Genomic DNA, 14571 nt, shown 5'->3' with positions numbered 1-14571 from the left:
TCGGACAGCCATGAATACTCCAGAAACCTTGTACATCGGAGTCAGTACCAAGATGTACATGGGGTACGCCGGCAGCCTTGCCTGGCTGGAGCAGTTGGTGGCAGAAGTGGACGCCCGTCCGGCCCTCGCGGCCGGGCGGGTTGTCCCGTTTGTCATCCCGTCGTTTCCGGTCCTTCCCGCCGCGGCTGAGCTGGCTGCTGGTTCTCCGCTGGTCCTGGGCGCACAGAACTGTGGCTGGTCTGATGGCCCGTGGACCGGCGAGGTAGCCCCATCGATGCTGGCGGAGCTCGGGGTTGTCCTGGTGGAGATCGGCCATGCCGAACGTCGCCGCCACTTTGCCGAAGACGATGCCATGGTGGCACTGAAGGTGGGCGCCGCCGTCGAGTCCGGCCTGACACCGTTACTGTGCGTGGGGGAGGACAAGGCCTGCGCCCCCGAGGCTGCGGCAGAGGTCGTCTACCACCAGATCAAGGCAGCCGTCTGCGGTGACTGGTCCTTGGCTGTTCGGCTCGTCGTCGCCTATGAACCGGTGTGGGCAATCGGCGCTCCGGAACCGGCCTCGGCAGAGTACGTTTCAATGGTGGTGGGCGCGTTGCGCGCCGCATTGGGGCAGCATGGCCTGGCCAGCCTCCCGGTGATTTATGGGGGCTCGGCGAAGCCCGGACTCCTGCCCAAGCTCTCGGGCGTATCAGGCCTCTTCCTTGGCCGCTTCGCGCACGATGCCGCCAACTTCGGCCGCGTGTTGGACGAAGCCCTCGCCCTGGCCAAGTAGGTCGCAGTTCAGGTCGTTCCCAGCGCTGGGAACGACCCCAAGTGCGACTCAGTTGGGTGCGGAGGCGCGTTGGCACAGCGCCACGAAGCCGCCGAGGTTTTCGAGTCCCTCAGGATGCGTCGGCAGGTAGTTGGTCAGCTCGGGAGAACGCACGACGACGGCGCGCCACTGACCGCGCGACACCGCCACGTTGATCCGGTTGCGTGACAGCAGGAACTCCATGCCGCGGGGGACTTCGCCGGCGGCGGATGCAGCCATGGACACGATGACCACCGGCGCTTCCTGGCCTTGGAACTTATCTACCGTGCCTACGCGGACCTTGTTCAAGCCGGCGGCGTGCAGTTCATGCTTGATGAGTTGAACCTGCGCGTTGTAGGGCGCGACCACCAGGATGTCGGTTTGGTCCAGGGGACGGGTTTCCGGGGATTGGGACGGATCCTGCCATTTCAGGCCGAGATGGGTCCGTACTTGCCTGGCCACCTCCGCAGCTTCCTCGGGTGAGGACGTCGAGTTCCCGGTGTGGTCCACGTAGATGCACGAAATGCCTGATTCGGCACCTTCCAGCCGGCGCTGTGATGCCGCTGGGGCTGCCTCCAACCGGGAGTCGTAGGACAGTTCGGACACGGCCCCGCAGAGATCCGGGTGCATCCGCCATGACAATGCCAGGAAGTAGCCGAGCTCAGGTGGCAAGGTGTTGTAGCCGTCGGAGAGCCAGCCAAGCGCGGACTCGTCGACGGGTTCGGGATGCTTGCCCTGGGTGACCTGCGGCAGCTGCTGCGGATCGCCTAGAAGGAGAAGCCGCTTGGCAGCACGACTGACCGCCATGGTGTTGGCCAGGGAGAACTGGCCGGCTTCGTCGATGACCAGCAGGTCCAGTGATCCGGCCGGAACCTCCTTGCCCACCATGGCCCAGGCGGTGCCCCCGATCAGGGCGCCACCGGGCATGGCCAGGGCTTCGCTGACGTCGGCCTTTCCGCACCCGCTCCACGGCACAGGATCGTTGTGCTTGACCTCCTTGGCAACCCGCTGAGGGTCCACGCCGGCCTTCTCGACGGCGGCGCACAGCATGTGTTCAACCACCGCATGGGATTGTGCCACGACGCCGACTTTCCACCCATCGGCCACAAGCCGCGCCAGAACGTGCGCACCGACATGGGTCTTTCCACTACCTGGAGGACCCTGCACCGCAAGGTAGGAATGGTCAAGGTCCTTGACTGCTGCGGTAATGGCATCAACATACCCATCGGGACAGGCCCCCACGGCAGGCAAAACTTCCAGGCTTCGAAGCCGTGGAGGTTGCCGGCGGACCAGGTCCAGTGCCGGGTCTTTTGGCCAGGACGGGAGCGCCGCGCGGAGTTTTGTTGCCAGTGCCGCGAGGGCTGCCCTCTGGCCGCTGGTCGGGATGGGGCTGTCGGGAGTCAGCGCCATGGGAAGTTGGGTGAACTCCGTGGAGTCCTTGCGCAGGCTTTCGGATATGGTGACTGACTCGAAGTCCCCGTCTTCGCCGACCTCGGTAACTTTGGTGTTGCTCCAGCCGGCCCGGCCGAGGACCGACGACTCCTTCGGGAGCAATGAGTCAGGCAGCGGGGGCTCGTACATTCTGAAGTAGCTCTTGCCTGGGTCCAGTCCCGCGCCGTCACCTGAGCGTCCGAGCAGCTTGATGACCCGCGCCGGATTACTGCGGGGCGTCGGTTTGGCCCAATCCTGGAGAAGCTCGGCATGGTCCACGATGAACAGATCACGGCCGTCATCCCATTGGGACGTTGGCTTCTCCAGGCGATCGAAGTGGCTCCACCAGTGTTGCTTGTCCTCGCGGCGGTGGTAGCCCACGCCCGCGGCGACAATCCCTATGGCGCGGGCATCCGGAGAGGAACGCTCGGTCTCGGGGAGCTGGGCAAGGTACTCAAAAAGTGCCGTCTCCTCAGGCGCGGCCTCGTACTTGGTTGTGTCCTTGCCATTCTCCGAATCACCTGGCTCCGGGTCACCAGGTCCAGCAGTGAAGGAGCCCGGGGCGATGGAGCGCTCCGCGGCCCGGGCAAGCAGCCAGTTCCGCAGCTCCAACGTGGAGAGGCAGTCGTACTCGTTGTAGTCCCGGATGCCTTCAAGGATCCGGGCTGCCGTGGCAGCCTGGCCGGTATCCCTGGCCGTACAAAAGTCCGCGTAGGCAACCACGGAAGCTCCGGCGTCGGTCACGTCACCGGAGCGTAAGTGCCGCCCCATGTAGAGCGGCTCGAGCTTTTTGATGCTGTAGGAGTTCGCGGAGATTCTGATGCTGTGCCGGACGGTATCGTAAAGGTCCACCAGGACGCCCTGCTTCAGAAGATCGTCGACGGCGGTTTCGCCCACCACATGCGTCAGGGACAGGTTCCTCAGCGCTGTTTTCTCGTACGCGGCGTAATGGTAGATGTGCATGCCCGGGTACTGTGCACGCCGTTTGGCAACGTAGTCCAGGAAGTCCACGAAGGCCTTGCCTTCCTCGGCCCGGGAATGAGCCCAGAACGGGCGGAAGACTGGGCTGGCACCAGGCCCCACAGGGTTCTCGATGACGCCGAACAGGTATTCCAGCCCCCACTTCCCCGTGACGGGGTCCTGCCACAGGGGATCGCCTTCGAAGTCGAAGAAGATGTCGCCGGGATCCGGAGCAGGCAACCGCCCCAGGGTGTTATCTGCCAGGACGTTGTAGCTGATTGCCTTGGCTTCTCCGGACGGGTCCGTGTACTGCACTGTGCCATCCGGGGTGCCGGCTCCAGTCTGCAACCGGGCCTGTTCGCGCATCCGCAACAAGGTGGGATCGCCCGCTGCCGGTAAGGCGGCCAGTTGGTCGATGGTGGTGACGCCGTCCTCGATCAGTTTCTTGCGGCGGCTGATGCGCATGCCCGCAACCATGAGCAGATCCCTGTGCAGCTGGACCTGTTCGGCGCAGTAGTCACAACGGCCGCAAGCAGAGTACCGGGGGTCTCCCCAGGCAACAGGCTGGTCCCCTGAGACGTGTGAAGTGGTCATTTCAAGGAACCGCTCGCGCCGTTCCTTGAACACGGGGAGGATCTGGGAAAGCGGGTGGTCGCTGTGGACGCGGTTGCCCAGCACCAGGGTGACAGTGGGATCCGGCGTGATCCCCGCTTGGATCAGTTGGTCTCCATAAGCTGCCAGTTGAAGCAGGGCCGTGACTTTGGCATGCCGGGCCAACTTGGTATCGAATACCGCATACTGGCCGCCCGGCTTCTTGACCAGGAAGTCGGAGCGGCCATGGAAGGTGCCATCAAAGAAGGCGGCTTGGAAGACGATGTCCGCTCCGGACCGCAAGGCGTCGATGGATTCCGCGTGCTTGGCCGAAAGGGTGGCGCGGTCCATCGCGGTGGCGGGAACGACGTCGTAAACGCCTTTTCGCGTTGCCGGGTCCCACGGGCCAAATTCGGCCACGAACTCATCCAGGACCCGATGCTCGTGGACATCGCCAAGCTGGGCAGTGCGTTCCAGCATGGCATCCGGTGGGAAGTCCGGCCGGGGAGTCCGGCCCAGCTTTTCGTCGAGCTTGCGCAGCAGCTGGTACTCGCAGGTGGCGGCAATAACGAGATCGCTGGCCGAGAACACCAGATCCTGCGGGGCGCCTGCCAGCTCCGGATCGAGAAAGAACATTGCGGGCCACCTGCCTTCCTTGCCGTGAATACCATTCAAAGCCAAGCTATCAGCGGACCCGGACAAAATAGCGTGCGCTCCACTTAGACTGCACCCATGACTGAAACACCCACCACAGACCCAGCGTTCGAGGCCGCCTACCAGGCCGCACAGAAGAGCCTCAGCGAGGGCGGAATTCCCATCGGGGCAGCGTTGGCCCGAGGCGGGGAAATCATCGCTACCGGGCACAACGAACGTGTCCAGCACGGCGACCCGATTGCCCACGGGGAAATGTCCGCACTGCGTGCCGCGGGCCGGCAGAAGAGTTATCGGGACACCACGCTGTACACCACCCTCGCGCCCTGTGCGATGTGCACGGGGACCATCATCCAGTTCAAGATTCCGCGGGTTGTGGTGGGGGAGGCGGAGACCTTCCCGGGTGAGTTCGACCTCCTCCGCTCCCGCGGTGTGGAGGTCGTGGTCCTGGATGATCAGCGCTGTGTGGACATGATGCGCACCTTCCAGGAGGAACACCGGGAACTCTGGGCTGAGGACATCGCCGAGGCCTGAAATTCATCTGGTCACCGCTACTGGTCGAGCGTAGGCTGGCATCATCGGCGTTGGAGCCGAAGGGCCCCGCGTCGATAATCCCCATCGATGAAGGAGGACCCATGAGTGTCGTACGTGAATTCATGACGACGGACGCCAAGTGCGTCGTCGAGGACCAGACCCTTGAGGTAGCCGCCCGCATGATGAGGGATATGGACTGCGGTTCACTTCCCATCTGCGGCAACGACGGCAAACTGACTGGTTTCATCACCGACCGCGACATTGTGGTCAAGTGCATTGCCGAGGGAAAGGATGCCCGGGAGGTCCGTGCCAGCGAGCTCGCCCAAGGCAAGCCGTACTGGATCGACGCAGATGCCAACGTGGACGAGGCCATCCGGATGATGGAAGAGCACCAGGTACGCCGGCTTCCCGTCATCAGCGACCACGCCTTGGTGGGCATCATCAGCCAGGGTGACATTGCCCGCAACCACTACGCCGAACAGCGCCTGGGCGAAATGGTGGAGCACATCTCGGCCAAGGAGCACATGTCGCACCAGTAGCCGCCGGAGGGCAAGGCCAGCCGCCGCGAGGCACTCCCGGACGGGAACGCCTCGCGGCCCGTTTCCCACACGGGAGCCCGCGTGAGGCAAACTGTCATGGTGACTTCACATCTCCAACACCAGTCAGCTGACTCTGCCATCCACGCACAAATCGCCGAAGAACTCGGCGTCAAGGCCTGGCAAGTAAAGGCCGCGGTGGAACTGCTCGACGCCGGATCCACCGTCCCTTTCATCGCCCGCTATCGCAAGGAAGCCACCGGGACGCTCGATGACACCCAGCTGCGCGACCTCGAAGAACGCCTCAGGTACCTTCGCGAGCTGGAAGAGCGTCGAAAGGCCGTCCTGGAGGCGATCGCCGCCCAAGGCAAGCTGACCCCGGAACTGGAAGCCGCCGTCGTCGGAGCCGATACCAAGGCGCGGCTGGAGGACATCTACCTCCCCTTCAAATCCAAGCGCCGCACCAAAGCCCAGATCGCCCGCGAAGCGGGGTTGGAGCCGCTGGCCGATGTCCTGCTCGCCAACCCGCAACTGGACCCGGCCACCGAGGCCGCCAACTACCTGAACGCGGAGCATTCCATCGATGACGCCGCCTCCGCGCTCGCCGGTGCCCGTGCCATCCTGGTGGAGCGCGTGGGGCAGGACGCGGATCTTGCCGAGGACCTGCGTGAACGGCTTTGGAAGCAGGGCCGCATGGTGTCCCGCGTGAAGAAAGGGATGGAGGCCGAGGGCCAGAAGTTCAAGGACTACTTCGAGTTCACTCAAGTGCCTTCCGGTATGCCATCGCACCGGGTGCTCGCGCTGTTGCGCGGCGAAAAGGACGGCGTCCTTGAGCTGGACCTCGCCGAGGCGGACCCCGCGGACGACGACGCCCTGGCCGCCGCACGCGGCAAGTACGAGAACGCCGTGGCCAAGTGCCTTGGGGTTTCCAACCAGGGCCGTCCTGCCGATGGCTGGCTGATGCAAACTGCCCAGCTGGCGTGGCGCGGCCGCATCCTGGACCGCCTCACCACGGACCTTCGCGGCCGCATGTTTGCCGATGCCGAGGACGAGGCCGTCCGCGTTTTCGCAGCGAACCTGCGCGATGTCCTCCTTGCTGCTCCGGCCGGCAACCGCGCCACCCTGGGCCTGGATCCAGGGCTCCGGACCGGTGTGAAAGTGGCCGTGGTGGATGGGACCGGCAAGGTGGTCACCACTGACACCATCTACCCGCACGCTCCGGTGAAGAAGTGGGACGAAGCACTGGCCACCCTTCACCGGCTGGCCAAGCAGCACAACGTGGAACTCGTGGCGATCGGCAACGGAACTGCCTCCCGCGAGACGGACAAGCTGGCCACTGAGCTCATCAAATCCCTGGAAGCCTCGGGTTCCAAGGGAATCCAGAAACTGGTGGTGTCCGAGGCCGGAGCTTCCGTCTATTCGGCCTCGGCCCTGGCGGCGTCCGAGCTCCCGGGTATGGACGTTTCCCTGCGTGGAGCCGTCTCCATTGCCCGCCGCCTGCAAGACCCTCTGGCGGAGTTGGTGAAGATCGAGCCCAAGTCCATCGGAGTCGGCCAGTACCAGCACGATGTCACCGCAGCGAAGCTGGACCGTTCCCTGGATGCCGTAGTGGAGGACTGCGTCAATGCTGTCGGCGTGGACGTGAACACGGCTTCACCTGCCTTGCTGAGCCGGGTGGCCGGCGTCGGACCTTTGCTCAGCGAGAACATCGTGGCGTACCGGAACGAGAATGGGCCGTTCGCCAAGCGCAGCGACCTCAAGAAGGTGCCGCGGTTGGGCGCCAAGGCCTTTGAGCAGTGCGCCGGATTCCTGCGGATCACCGGGGGAGCGGAACCGTTGGACGCTTCCAGCGTGCACCCCGAGGCGTACTCCGTTGCGCGCAAGATCCTGGTAGCAGCCGGCGGCGGCCCCGCCACCGCCCTGGACCCTCAGGCGTTCGTGGACGGCACCTTTGGATTGCCCACGGTCAAGGACATCATGTCCGAGCTCGAGAAGCCGGGCCGCGACCCGCGTCCAGCGTTCAAGGCAGCGTCCTTCTCTGAAGGGATTGAGAAGATCTCCGACCTCAAGCCCGGAATGATCCTGGAGGGCACGGTCACCAACGTGGCCGCGTTCGGTGCCTTCGTTGACGTCGGAGTGCACCAGGACGGACTGGTGCACGTTTCGGCGTTGTCCAACAAATTCGTCTCGGATCCCCGCGAAATCGTGAAGTCCGGGCAGGTGGTCCGCGTCAAGGTCCTTGAAGCCGACCCGGAACGGAAGCGCATCTCCCTGACACTAAGGCTCGACGACGAACCCGGCACTGCGGCCGGGCGCACCTCGGGCGGGCGTGCCGCAGGCGAACGACGCGACAACCGGGCCGCGGGCGGCCAGCGGAGCTCTGGCCCGGCGAAGCAGGGTGGCGGACAGCCCCGGCAGGGCGACCGTCGCCAAGGCAACCCACGCGAAGGCAACCCGCGCCAGGGCAAGCCGCAGCAGGCTCCAGCCGCTCCCGCGAACACCGCGATGGCCGAGGCGCTGCGCCGGGCCGGCCTCGGCAAGTAGTTCCAACCCCGTCTTCTTGGAAGCAAGGCGGGGTCACTTATGGCCCATCCAGGGGTGGAACATGGGCCATAAGTGACCCCGCGTTGCTCTGTGCAAGGGCCGATTGCAGGGCCACGGGCAGCCAGCGGGCGATCCGTTCAAAGGCTTCCCGCCGGATGGGCTGCGGGGAGAGGAAGATGTCGTGGAAAGCGTTGGGAAGCCGGCTCACCGTGACGGTATCCGCCAAGGACAGCGCACGGTGTGCCACGGCGTCCACGTTCAAGGCCACGTCCGCGGTGAGGGCATCGGCCGACCACTTCGGCTGAAGATAGCTCTTGTCTGAGAGCAGCACCAGCACCGGAACATCAATGCCCAGCCCGGCAGCAACGGTTGCCTGCCCGCGGAACACTGCGTCCAGGAATGCGGGCGTGATCGGGAATCCCCGGTCGGGTCGCCATTCGAGGTTGTAGTCCCATTCGCCGTCGAGTGCCGCTGACACTGCGCGGGTGTAGATGCCCGGATCCACCGGCGGCAGTGGTGCCAGCGGGTGGAGCCTGGCATGCAGTCCCACCAACGGTGCGATCGCGCGGCGGCCCAGTTCGGTTGCCTGGAACTCCAACCACGGGCTGTTGAGGATCAGCGCTGAGGCTATGCCCGGATTACGGTGGGCCCAGAGGCTCAGGGTCAGTCCGCCGGTGGAGTGTCCCAAAAGGATGAGCGGCCGGTCCGCACCCGAAGTACCTGAGCGGCCCATGGCAGAGAGCGCCGCGGCGGTGTCGGCGTCGTAATCGGCGAGGTTGGTGACGAAACCAGGGACCAGTCCCGGCCGCAGGCTCCGGCCGTAGTTGTGCAGGTCCAGCGCATGGAAGCGGGCACCTGCCCTGTACCAGAACTCGGCAAGGTGGCGTTGGAAGAAGTAGTCGGACCAGCCATGGACGTAGAGGACGTCGGCATCGAGGACGCCGGGTTCCGGTGCAGCGTGGTCCGGTTCAGTCCCAACGTAACGCACCAGCGTGGCGACAGCACCGTCGTCGAGCCTCAGTGTTTGTTGTTCAAAGCCTTCGCCAAGAATGTCCGGTACCCACGGCTGCGTCATGGATCCGATCGTAGCGGTTCGCTGGTGCCGGCCCCCTTTTCCTTCTGCCACGGCCAGCGGCCCGTTATTTCCAGCTCGAGGGAGAAGCTGAGGAACGTCCGGATCAGCACGATGATGGCCAGGACGCCGACGCTCTCAAACGTCGGTGTCACCGCGACGGTACGGATGATGTCCGCTGCCACCAGGAGTTCGAGGCCCAAGAGGATGGAACGTCCCAGCAGTTGCCGGTAGGCGCGGTACGGCGTGAACGGCTCCAGGCCGCGAGCGCGTTCCGGTTGGTAGCCGCGCAACGCCATGGGAATGGAGACCAGTGCTCCAATCACCATGACGGCCACCCCGGCGGCGTCCATGTACCTGCCGACAGCTTCGATGATGTGCTGGAAATCCATGGCCCTCCCTGGGTTGGTGGAACGTACCGCTACAGCGCCGGTGCCGGAACCGGGAAGAACACCCGGGGATCCTGCAGGAGTGCGGGGTAGTCGAAGTCGGAGCGCTTGATCACGTTGGTGACCTCGAAGTTGCGGGCGAAGCGCCCGTTGTCCGTGATGGGGCGGCCGTGAATGAGTCCGACGGCGAACGTCTGTCCGTCGTCGAACGGGACGGCCAGTTCGGTCTTGCCGGGCAGGGTGGTGAACGCCTTCTCCTGGGCCTGACGCTTGCGGGTTGGCTTCTTCTCAAGCTGCTTCACGGGGCGCTTCTTGGGGCCACCGACCTGCCGCCGCGACTTTTCTTCGGCGTATACGAACTGGTACTCGTCGGGGTCTGCGGGAGCCGCGGCGCGGGCCTTGCCATGGGGCGGCATGCTGACAGTGGTGAGTTGCTCCGGGCGGATGTCTTCCACGTTGGAACGCAGGATCCACAAGCTGTCCTCTTCCGGGTCCTCCGGGTGGAATTCGTGCAGAGGCTCCGGCCACACATACTCGAGCTTTTCCTCGGTGCCCGGGAAAATCTGCGCGTAGTGCTTCGGGTCCTTGCTGATCAGCTTGGAACGGTGGCTGAGGTGCAGGTCCTCGTGTCCCAACCACGGCGGCATGATGATCCTGGACGCGTAGTCCGGGTGGGCGGCCTGCGGTGCGAACTCAGCGATATTGGTGCGGGTGTTGTCCGGGTGGCCGCGCTTGATCCATTCGTCGGCCATGGCCAGGCCGTACATCGTAAGCGCAGGAACGTGCCCCATCCACATGCGGACAGCCGGGTGGGACTGCCAACCGTACTCCGGGATCACCAACGCGCGGAGTACTTGGAGAGCTTCGACGCGCTGTTTGCCGAGCCTTGAAGTATCGAGCGCCGCGGCACTCTCGCGGAAATCGGCGAAGGGGAGGAAAGTCTGCATCCTTTCAGTTTGAGGGTGCCGGGCGTGAGAACCAAGTTGAGTGCTCCGGGACACGTGCCCGTGTTCGGGCCTAGAGTTGTCGGGTGGAAACTATTGGCGAGAAAACAACCACTACGGCACCTCCGGTTGCCGAACTGCACCTGCACATTGAAGGGACCCTCCAGCCAGAGCTGATCTTTGCCCTGGCCGAACGCAACGGCATTGAACTGCCGTACGAAGACATCGAAGAGCTGCGCGAGAAGTACGAATTCTCGGACCTGCAGTCCTTCCTGGACCTCTACTACGCCAACATGGCTGTCCTGCAGACCGAGCAGGATTTCACCGACATGACCCGCGCCTACCTGGAGCGGGCCGCCGCCGGGGGAGTGCGGCACGCGGAAATCATGATGGACCCGCAGGCCCACACCTCCCGTGGAGTGGCATTGGAAACCTGCGTCAACGGGGTGGCCACCGCCCTGGCAACCTCGGAAGAGGATTTTGGCGTCTCCACCCTCTTGATCGCTGCATTCCTGCGGGATATGTCCGAGGAATCTGCCCTTGAGGTACTGGAACAGCTCCTTGCCATGCATGCCCCGATCGCCGGCATCGGCCTGGACTCTGCCGAGGTGGGCAATCCGCCGTCGAAATTTGAGCGCCTGTACCAGCGCGCTGGCGAGGCTGGGCTTCGAAGGATCGCGCACGCCGGCGAAGAAGGGCCCGCGTCCTACATCACGGAGGCCTTGGACATCCTGCACGTCGAGCGTATCGATCACGGCATCCGGTGCATGGAAGACACTGATGTGGTGCAGCGGCTGGTGGCCGAGCAAGTGCCCCTGACCGTCTGCCCGCTGTCCAACGTCCGGCTCCGCGCCGTGGACAAGCTCGAGGACCATCCCCTGCCGGAAATGCTCGCAATCGGGCTGAACGTGTGCGTCAATTCCGATGACCCCGCCTACTTTGGTGGCTACGTGGACGACAACTTCGAGCAACTGGTTGAGGTCCTGAAGTTCTCCGTGCCCGAACAGGCCACCTTGGCGGCGAACTCTATCCGGTCCTCCTTTGCCAGCGAGCAACGGAAAGCCGTGCTCCTGGACGAGGTCACCGAATGGGTCAAGGCGTCCGTTCCGCACCCGTAAAGCACATCAGCCGAGACCCGTACATCACTTGCGCCGCTTGTGATGTCACACTCAGTCACGACACACGGTGTTTACCAACTGCAGTCGCGGGAATTAACAATTCATTGGCAAACTGCAAGGGAATATCCACCGTAGAAGGAGAAGCATGGGCGCGAACACCGCCGAGAACACCAACCTTCGTCTGAAGGCCGTCCTGGACATCCTCGCCGAGGGCGTGTGGTCCGGGGCAACGCTGAACGCCGGCGAAGTGCTGGCCGAAGCGATCGCCCGCGTTCCTTTCAACGACCACGAGGCCGAGCTGCTCAGTGGCGGCATCCCGCGCGGCCACAAGACGCTCACCTCGGCCTCGGCCAAGCTGGTGAAGGCCGGCTGGCTGGTCAAGGGACGTTCGGGCTGGACCATCCCGGAGGACGGCCTGCGCGCGACGGTCGCCTTCGCGGACGTTGCAGCTTTTGCCGCAGCGCTCGACGCCGGAACGCCGGTCCCTGCCGACGTTCCAGTCCCCACCGCCCCGCCGGTCAAGGCCAAGGCAAAGCGGGTGGCAGCTCCGAAGCGCGCTGCTGCAAAGAAGGAAACCGCTCCCAAGGTTGCCGCCAGCGAGGTAGCCGAACCCAAGGTTGCCGCAGCGAAGGTGTCCGCACCGAAGGCCGCTGCTGCAACAAAGAAGCCTTCCACCCGGAAGGCTCCTGCCAAGGCCGCGGCGACCACCGCCGTCGAGACCGTGCCGCAGCCGGACGCCGTCGCGATTGCCGGGGACTTCAACACAATCCTTGGCGCTCCCGAGGATTGGGCCCCACAGTACGACGAAGCCCAGATGACCTTCAGCCCTTTGGCGCAGGTGTGGACACTGACAGCTGAATTGCCTGCCGGTTTCTACACGTACAAGATCGCGCTGAACCGCTCGTGGGACGAGAACTATGGTGCGTTTGGCGCCCGTGACGGTGCGAACCACGAGTTGAACCACGACGGCGGCCCGGTCACCATCACGTACAGCCACGCAACGCGTGACATCGTGGTGAGCTAGCTTTTCGCCGGCGCATCCTGCCCTTGTTCGCTTCGCCTGCCGTTGAACGGTAAGCGGGACGGACAGGGGCAGGTTTCGTTAAGGTGGGTCCATGAACTCAGTGGGAAATCGACTCACGGCGCGCATCACCGGCGTCGTCCAAGGCGTGGGTTTTCGCTACTGGACTGCCCGAAAGGTCGATGAGCTGGGCTTGGCGGGGACTGTCCGCAACCGCCATGATGGCTCCGTGGAATTGGTGGTCGAGGGGTCCGCAGCAGACATCGACAGCATCGTGGCCTGGCTCCGTTCAACGAATGCGCCGGGCCGGGTGGAGAACGTCGATGTCGAGGTATCGGAAGCAACGGGGGACTTCGACGGGTTCCGGATAGTGGGGTAGGGCCCTTAGGCCCCCGGCGATTCGGTCATTAGTCCGCATTCCTTTGCCGCCAGGAGCAGTTCCTGGTCATATGCCACTACTGCGTCTGCCTGCAATCTGATGGCCGTTGCCAGATGGATTGCGTCGGCGCTCCGGAGTTGCCTGGGCAGTGCTGAGGCGTACATCAGATCGGAGCGGGTGACGTCTACAAGGTTGATGCCCGCAAGGACATTGTTGACGTGGTCAAACGGCAGGTTGCGGCGGCGTGCTGCGCAATGGAGTTCGGTATAGAGGAGCATCGACGTGACCAAGTGGCCTCCGGAAGCGGTGGCCTCGTACAGATGTGCGGCCAAGGCTTCGGACTCCCGCTCTTCCACGACGAGCTTCAAGACTGCGGAGGTATCCGCGTAGATGATCACCGATCGCCGCGCAGGTCGGCCAGGATATCCGCGGTGGACATTTCACTCCGGACGCGCGGCAGGAACCGGAAATCAACCGGCGAGCCAGAGGCAGGTCGAACGTTACCGGCCCGCAGGAGACGTTCAAACGGAGACGCAGAGGGCGGAATAAGGGTAGCTGCAACCTCGCCGTTGTTGGTGACGTCGATCACTTCACCATTTTTGACGCGTTCGAGGATCTTGCTGCTCTGATTACGCAGTTCCCGATGCGGAATAGTCGTCATAGTTGAACCTCCGTAGCAATCGTAGCAGTGTGCATGGAGGCTCGGATGTTCTGTACGCCTCAGGGGCGCTGATCTGCCGTCTGCGTGGCTTCGATGTAGTGTTCCAGTGCTTTGAGTGCGGGCTGGGAAGCGGAATCCCGCACTGCATCCGCCCCGACGGCATTCGCCACGGCCAGGGCGTGTGCGTGCTTTAGCCCAGCCTGAAGGGCCAAAACCAAGGCTGCGCAGAAGGCATCACCGGCTCCGATGGTGTTGGCAATGTCCTTGACGCGCACTGCGGGAGCTTCGGCGACGCGTTCGCCGTCGACGAAGATCGCTGAACCTTCACCTCCGTAAGTCACGGCCACCAGCGGCGCATTCTTGAGGGCGGGGATCAGCTCGTACTCGGTCTCGTTCACGATCACCAGATCGCAGCGTTCCAGCAGTTCCGGGATGATCGGTGCGGCCGGGGCGGCGTTCAGCGCAAAGAAGCCTTTGGCTCGCCGTGCGGCCTCCAGGACAACGTTCTGATCCACCTCCAGCTGGCACAGCACGGCCTCGTCTGTGCCGAATGCGACGCCGTCCAGGGACACCGAGCCGTTGGCGCCCGGGCACACCACAATCTGGTTCTCGCCGTCGCTGTCCACCAGGACCAGCGCTGTTCCCGTCGCGGCGTCCGCTTGGGCAATATCGCTGGTATCGACGCCGGCACCGGCCATTGCGTCCAGAAGCCTCCGTCCGGCGTCGTCCTGGCCGACGGTCCCCACCATGCGGGAACTGCCCGCGAGGCGGGCTGCGGCGACGGCCTGGTTGGCGCCCTTGCCGCCGGGCTGCTGGCGGAGGGTGGCGCCACCGACGGTTTCACCCGGGGAGGGGAGGCGGCTGGCGGTAGCCGTGATGTCGAGGTTGATGCTGCCGACAACTGTCAGTTTGGAGGCCACGATGGGCGCGGAAGAGCGAGGAGTGTTCAT

General features: G+C 64.3%; 14 protein-coding genes. 7 read left to right on the top strand and 7 right to left on the bottom strand.

Annotation, left to right across the window (positions count from 1 at the left end; translation table 11 throughout):
* Positions 1 to 10: 10 nt before the first annotated feature.
* Positions 11 to 772: a triose-phosphate isomerase family protein gene (locus tag AB0N72_RS06420; RefSeq protein WP_363930128.1), complete on the top strand. Its 762-nt coding sequence runs from the start codon at positions 11 to 13 to the stop codon at positions 770 to 772.
* 48 nt (positions 773 to 820) lie between these two features.
* Here the strand turns inward: AB0N72_RS06420 and AB0N72_RS06415 are convergent, their stop codons facing one another.
* Positions 821 to 4408 (bottom strand): TM0106 family RecB-like putative nuclease, encoded by a 3588-nt coding sequence (locus AB0N72_RS06415; RefSeq protein WP_363930127.1) that lies wholly within the window; start codon positions 4406 to 4408, stop codon positions 821 to 823.
* Positions 4409 to 4504: 96 nt separating this feature from the next.
* Between AB0N72_RS06415 and AB0N72_RS06410 the strand changes: the two genes are divergently transcribed.
* The 3 genes from AB0N72_RS06410 to AB0N72_RS06400 all read left to right on the top strand — a co-directional run bounded on the left by AB0N72_RS06410 (position 4505) and on the right by AB0N72_RS06400 (position 8037).
* Positions 4505 to 4957, top strand: a complete 453-nt coding sequence (locus tag AB0N72_RS06410) for a nucleoside deaminase (RefSeq protein ID WP_363930126.1) — start codon at positions 4505 to 4507, stop codon at positions 4955 to 4957.
* A 101-nt stretch (positions 4958 to 5058) separates the two neighbouring features.
* Positions 5059 to 5496, top strand: a complete 438-nt coding sequence (locus AB0N72_RS06405; RefSeq protein ID WP_363930125.1) for a CBS domain-containing protein — start codon at positions 5059 to 5061, stop codon at positions 5494 to 5496.
* Positions 5497 to 5592: 96 nt separating this feature from the next.
* Complete coding sequence (locus AB0N72_RS06400) at positions 5593 to 8037, top strand: Tex family protein (protein WP_363930344.1); 2445 nt, start codon at positions 5593 to 5595, stop codon at positions 8035 to 8037.
* Between the two features lie 37 nt (positions 8038 to 8074).
* Here AB0N72_RS06400 and AB0N72_RS06395 read toward each other — a convergent pair whose 3' ends face one another.
* The 3 genes from AB0N72_RS06395 to AB0N72_RS06385 are packed head-to-tail and all read right to left on the bottom strand — an operon-like array spanning position 8075 to position 10445.
* Positions 8075 to 9112 (bottom strand): alpha/beta hydrolase, encoded by a 1038-nt coding sequence (locus tag AB0N72_RS06395; protein WP_363930124.1) that lies wholly within the window; start codon positions 9110 to 9112, stop codon positions 8075 to 8077.
* Positions 9109 to 9501 carry a DUF1622 domain-containing protein gene (locus AB0N72_RS06390; protein WP_363930123.1) on the bottom strand — a complete coding sequence of 131 codons (393 nt, stop codon included), beginning with the start codon at positions 9499 to 9501 and terminating at the stop codon, positions 9109 to 9111. The genes AB0N72_RS06395 and AB0N72_RS06390 overlap by 4 nt, the downstream gene beginning before the upstream one ends.
* A gap of 29 nt (positions 9502 to 9530) precedes the next feature.
* Entirely contained in the window at positions 9531 to 10445 is a 915-nt protein-coding gene (locus AB0N72_RS06385) for an MSMEG_6728 family protein (RefSeq protein WP_363930122.1), read from the bottom strand.
* An 83-nt stretch (positions 10446 to 10528) separates the two neighbouring features.
* On the opposite strand from AB0N72_RS06385, the gene AB0N72_RS06380 reads away from it, so the two are divergent.
* From AB0N72_RS06380 to AB0N72_RS06370, 3 genes are all read left to right on the top strand, one after another.
* Complete coding sequence (locus AB0N72_RS06380) at positions 10529 to 11560, top strand: adenosine deaminase (protein ID WP_363930121.1); 1032 nt, start codon at positions 10529 to 10531, stop codon at positions 11558 to 11560.
* Positions 11561 to 11705: 145 nt separating this feature from the next.
* The gene (locus AB0N72_RS06375) at positions 11706 to 12584 is read left to right on the top strand and encodes a glycosidase (RefSeq protein ID WP_363930120.1); all 879 of its coding nucleotides are present in this window, start codon (positions 11706 to 11708) and stop codon (positions 12582 to 12584) included.
* A gap of 91 nt (positions 12585 to 12675) precedes the next feature.
* Positions 12676 to 12960, top strand: coding sequence for an acylphosphatase (locus AB0N72_RS06370; RefSeq protein WP_363930119.1), 285 nt, complete (start codon positions 12676 to 12678; stop codon positions 12958 to 12960).
* 5 nt (positions 12961 to 12965) lie between these two features.
* Here the strand turns inward: AB0N72_RS06370 and AB0N72_RS06365 are convergent, their stop codons facing one another.
* From AB0N72_RS06365 to AB0N72_RS06355, 3 genes are read right to left on the bottom strand one after another with little or no spacing between them, the layout of a single operon-like run.
* On the bottom strand, positions 12966 to 13358 hold the full coding sequence (locus tag AB0N72_RS06365) for a type II toxin-antitoxin system VapC family toxin (RefSeq protein ID WP_363930118.1): 393 nt from the start codon (positions 13356 to 13358) through the stop codon (positions 12966 to 12968).
* A complete protein-coding gene (locus tag AB0N72_RS06360; protein ID WP_363930117.1) occupies positions 13355 to 13621 on the bottom strand; it encodes a type II toxin-antitoxin system prevent-host-death family antitoxin in 267 nt (88 codons plus the stop codon). Before AB0N72_RS06360 ends, AB0N72_RS06365 begins: the two co-directional genes overlap by 4 nt.
* Positions 13622 to 13680: 59 nt before the next feature.
* Entirely contained in the window at positions 13681 to 14571 is an 891-nt protein-coding gene (locus AB0N72_RS06355) for a ribokinase (RefSeq protein WP_363930115.1), read from the bottom strand.

Source organism: Paenarthrobacter sp. NPDC089307 (assembly GCF_040685055.1).
In the GTDB taxonomy this organism is placed as follows: domain Bacteria; phylum Actinomycetota; class Actinomycetes; order Actinomycetales; family Micrococcaceae; genus Arthrobacter.
This window is presented reverse-complemented; position numbering and strand designations above follow the sequence as displayed.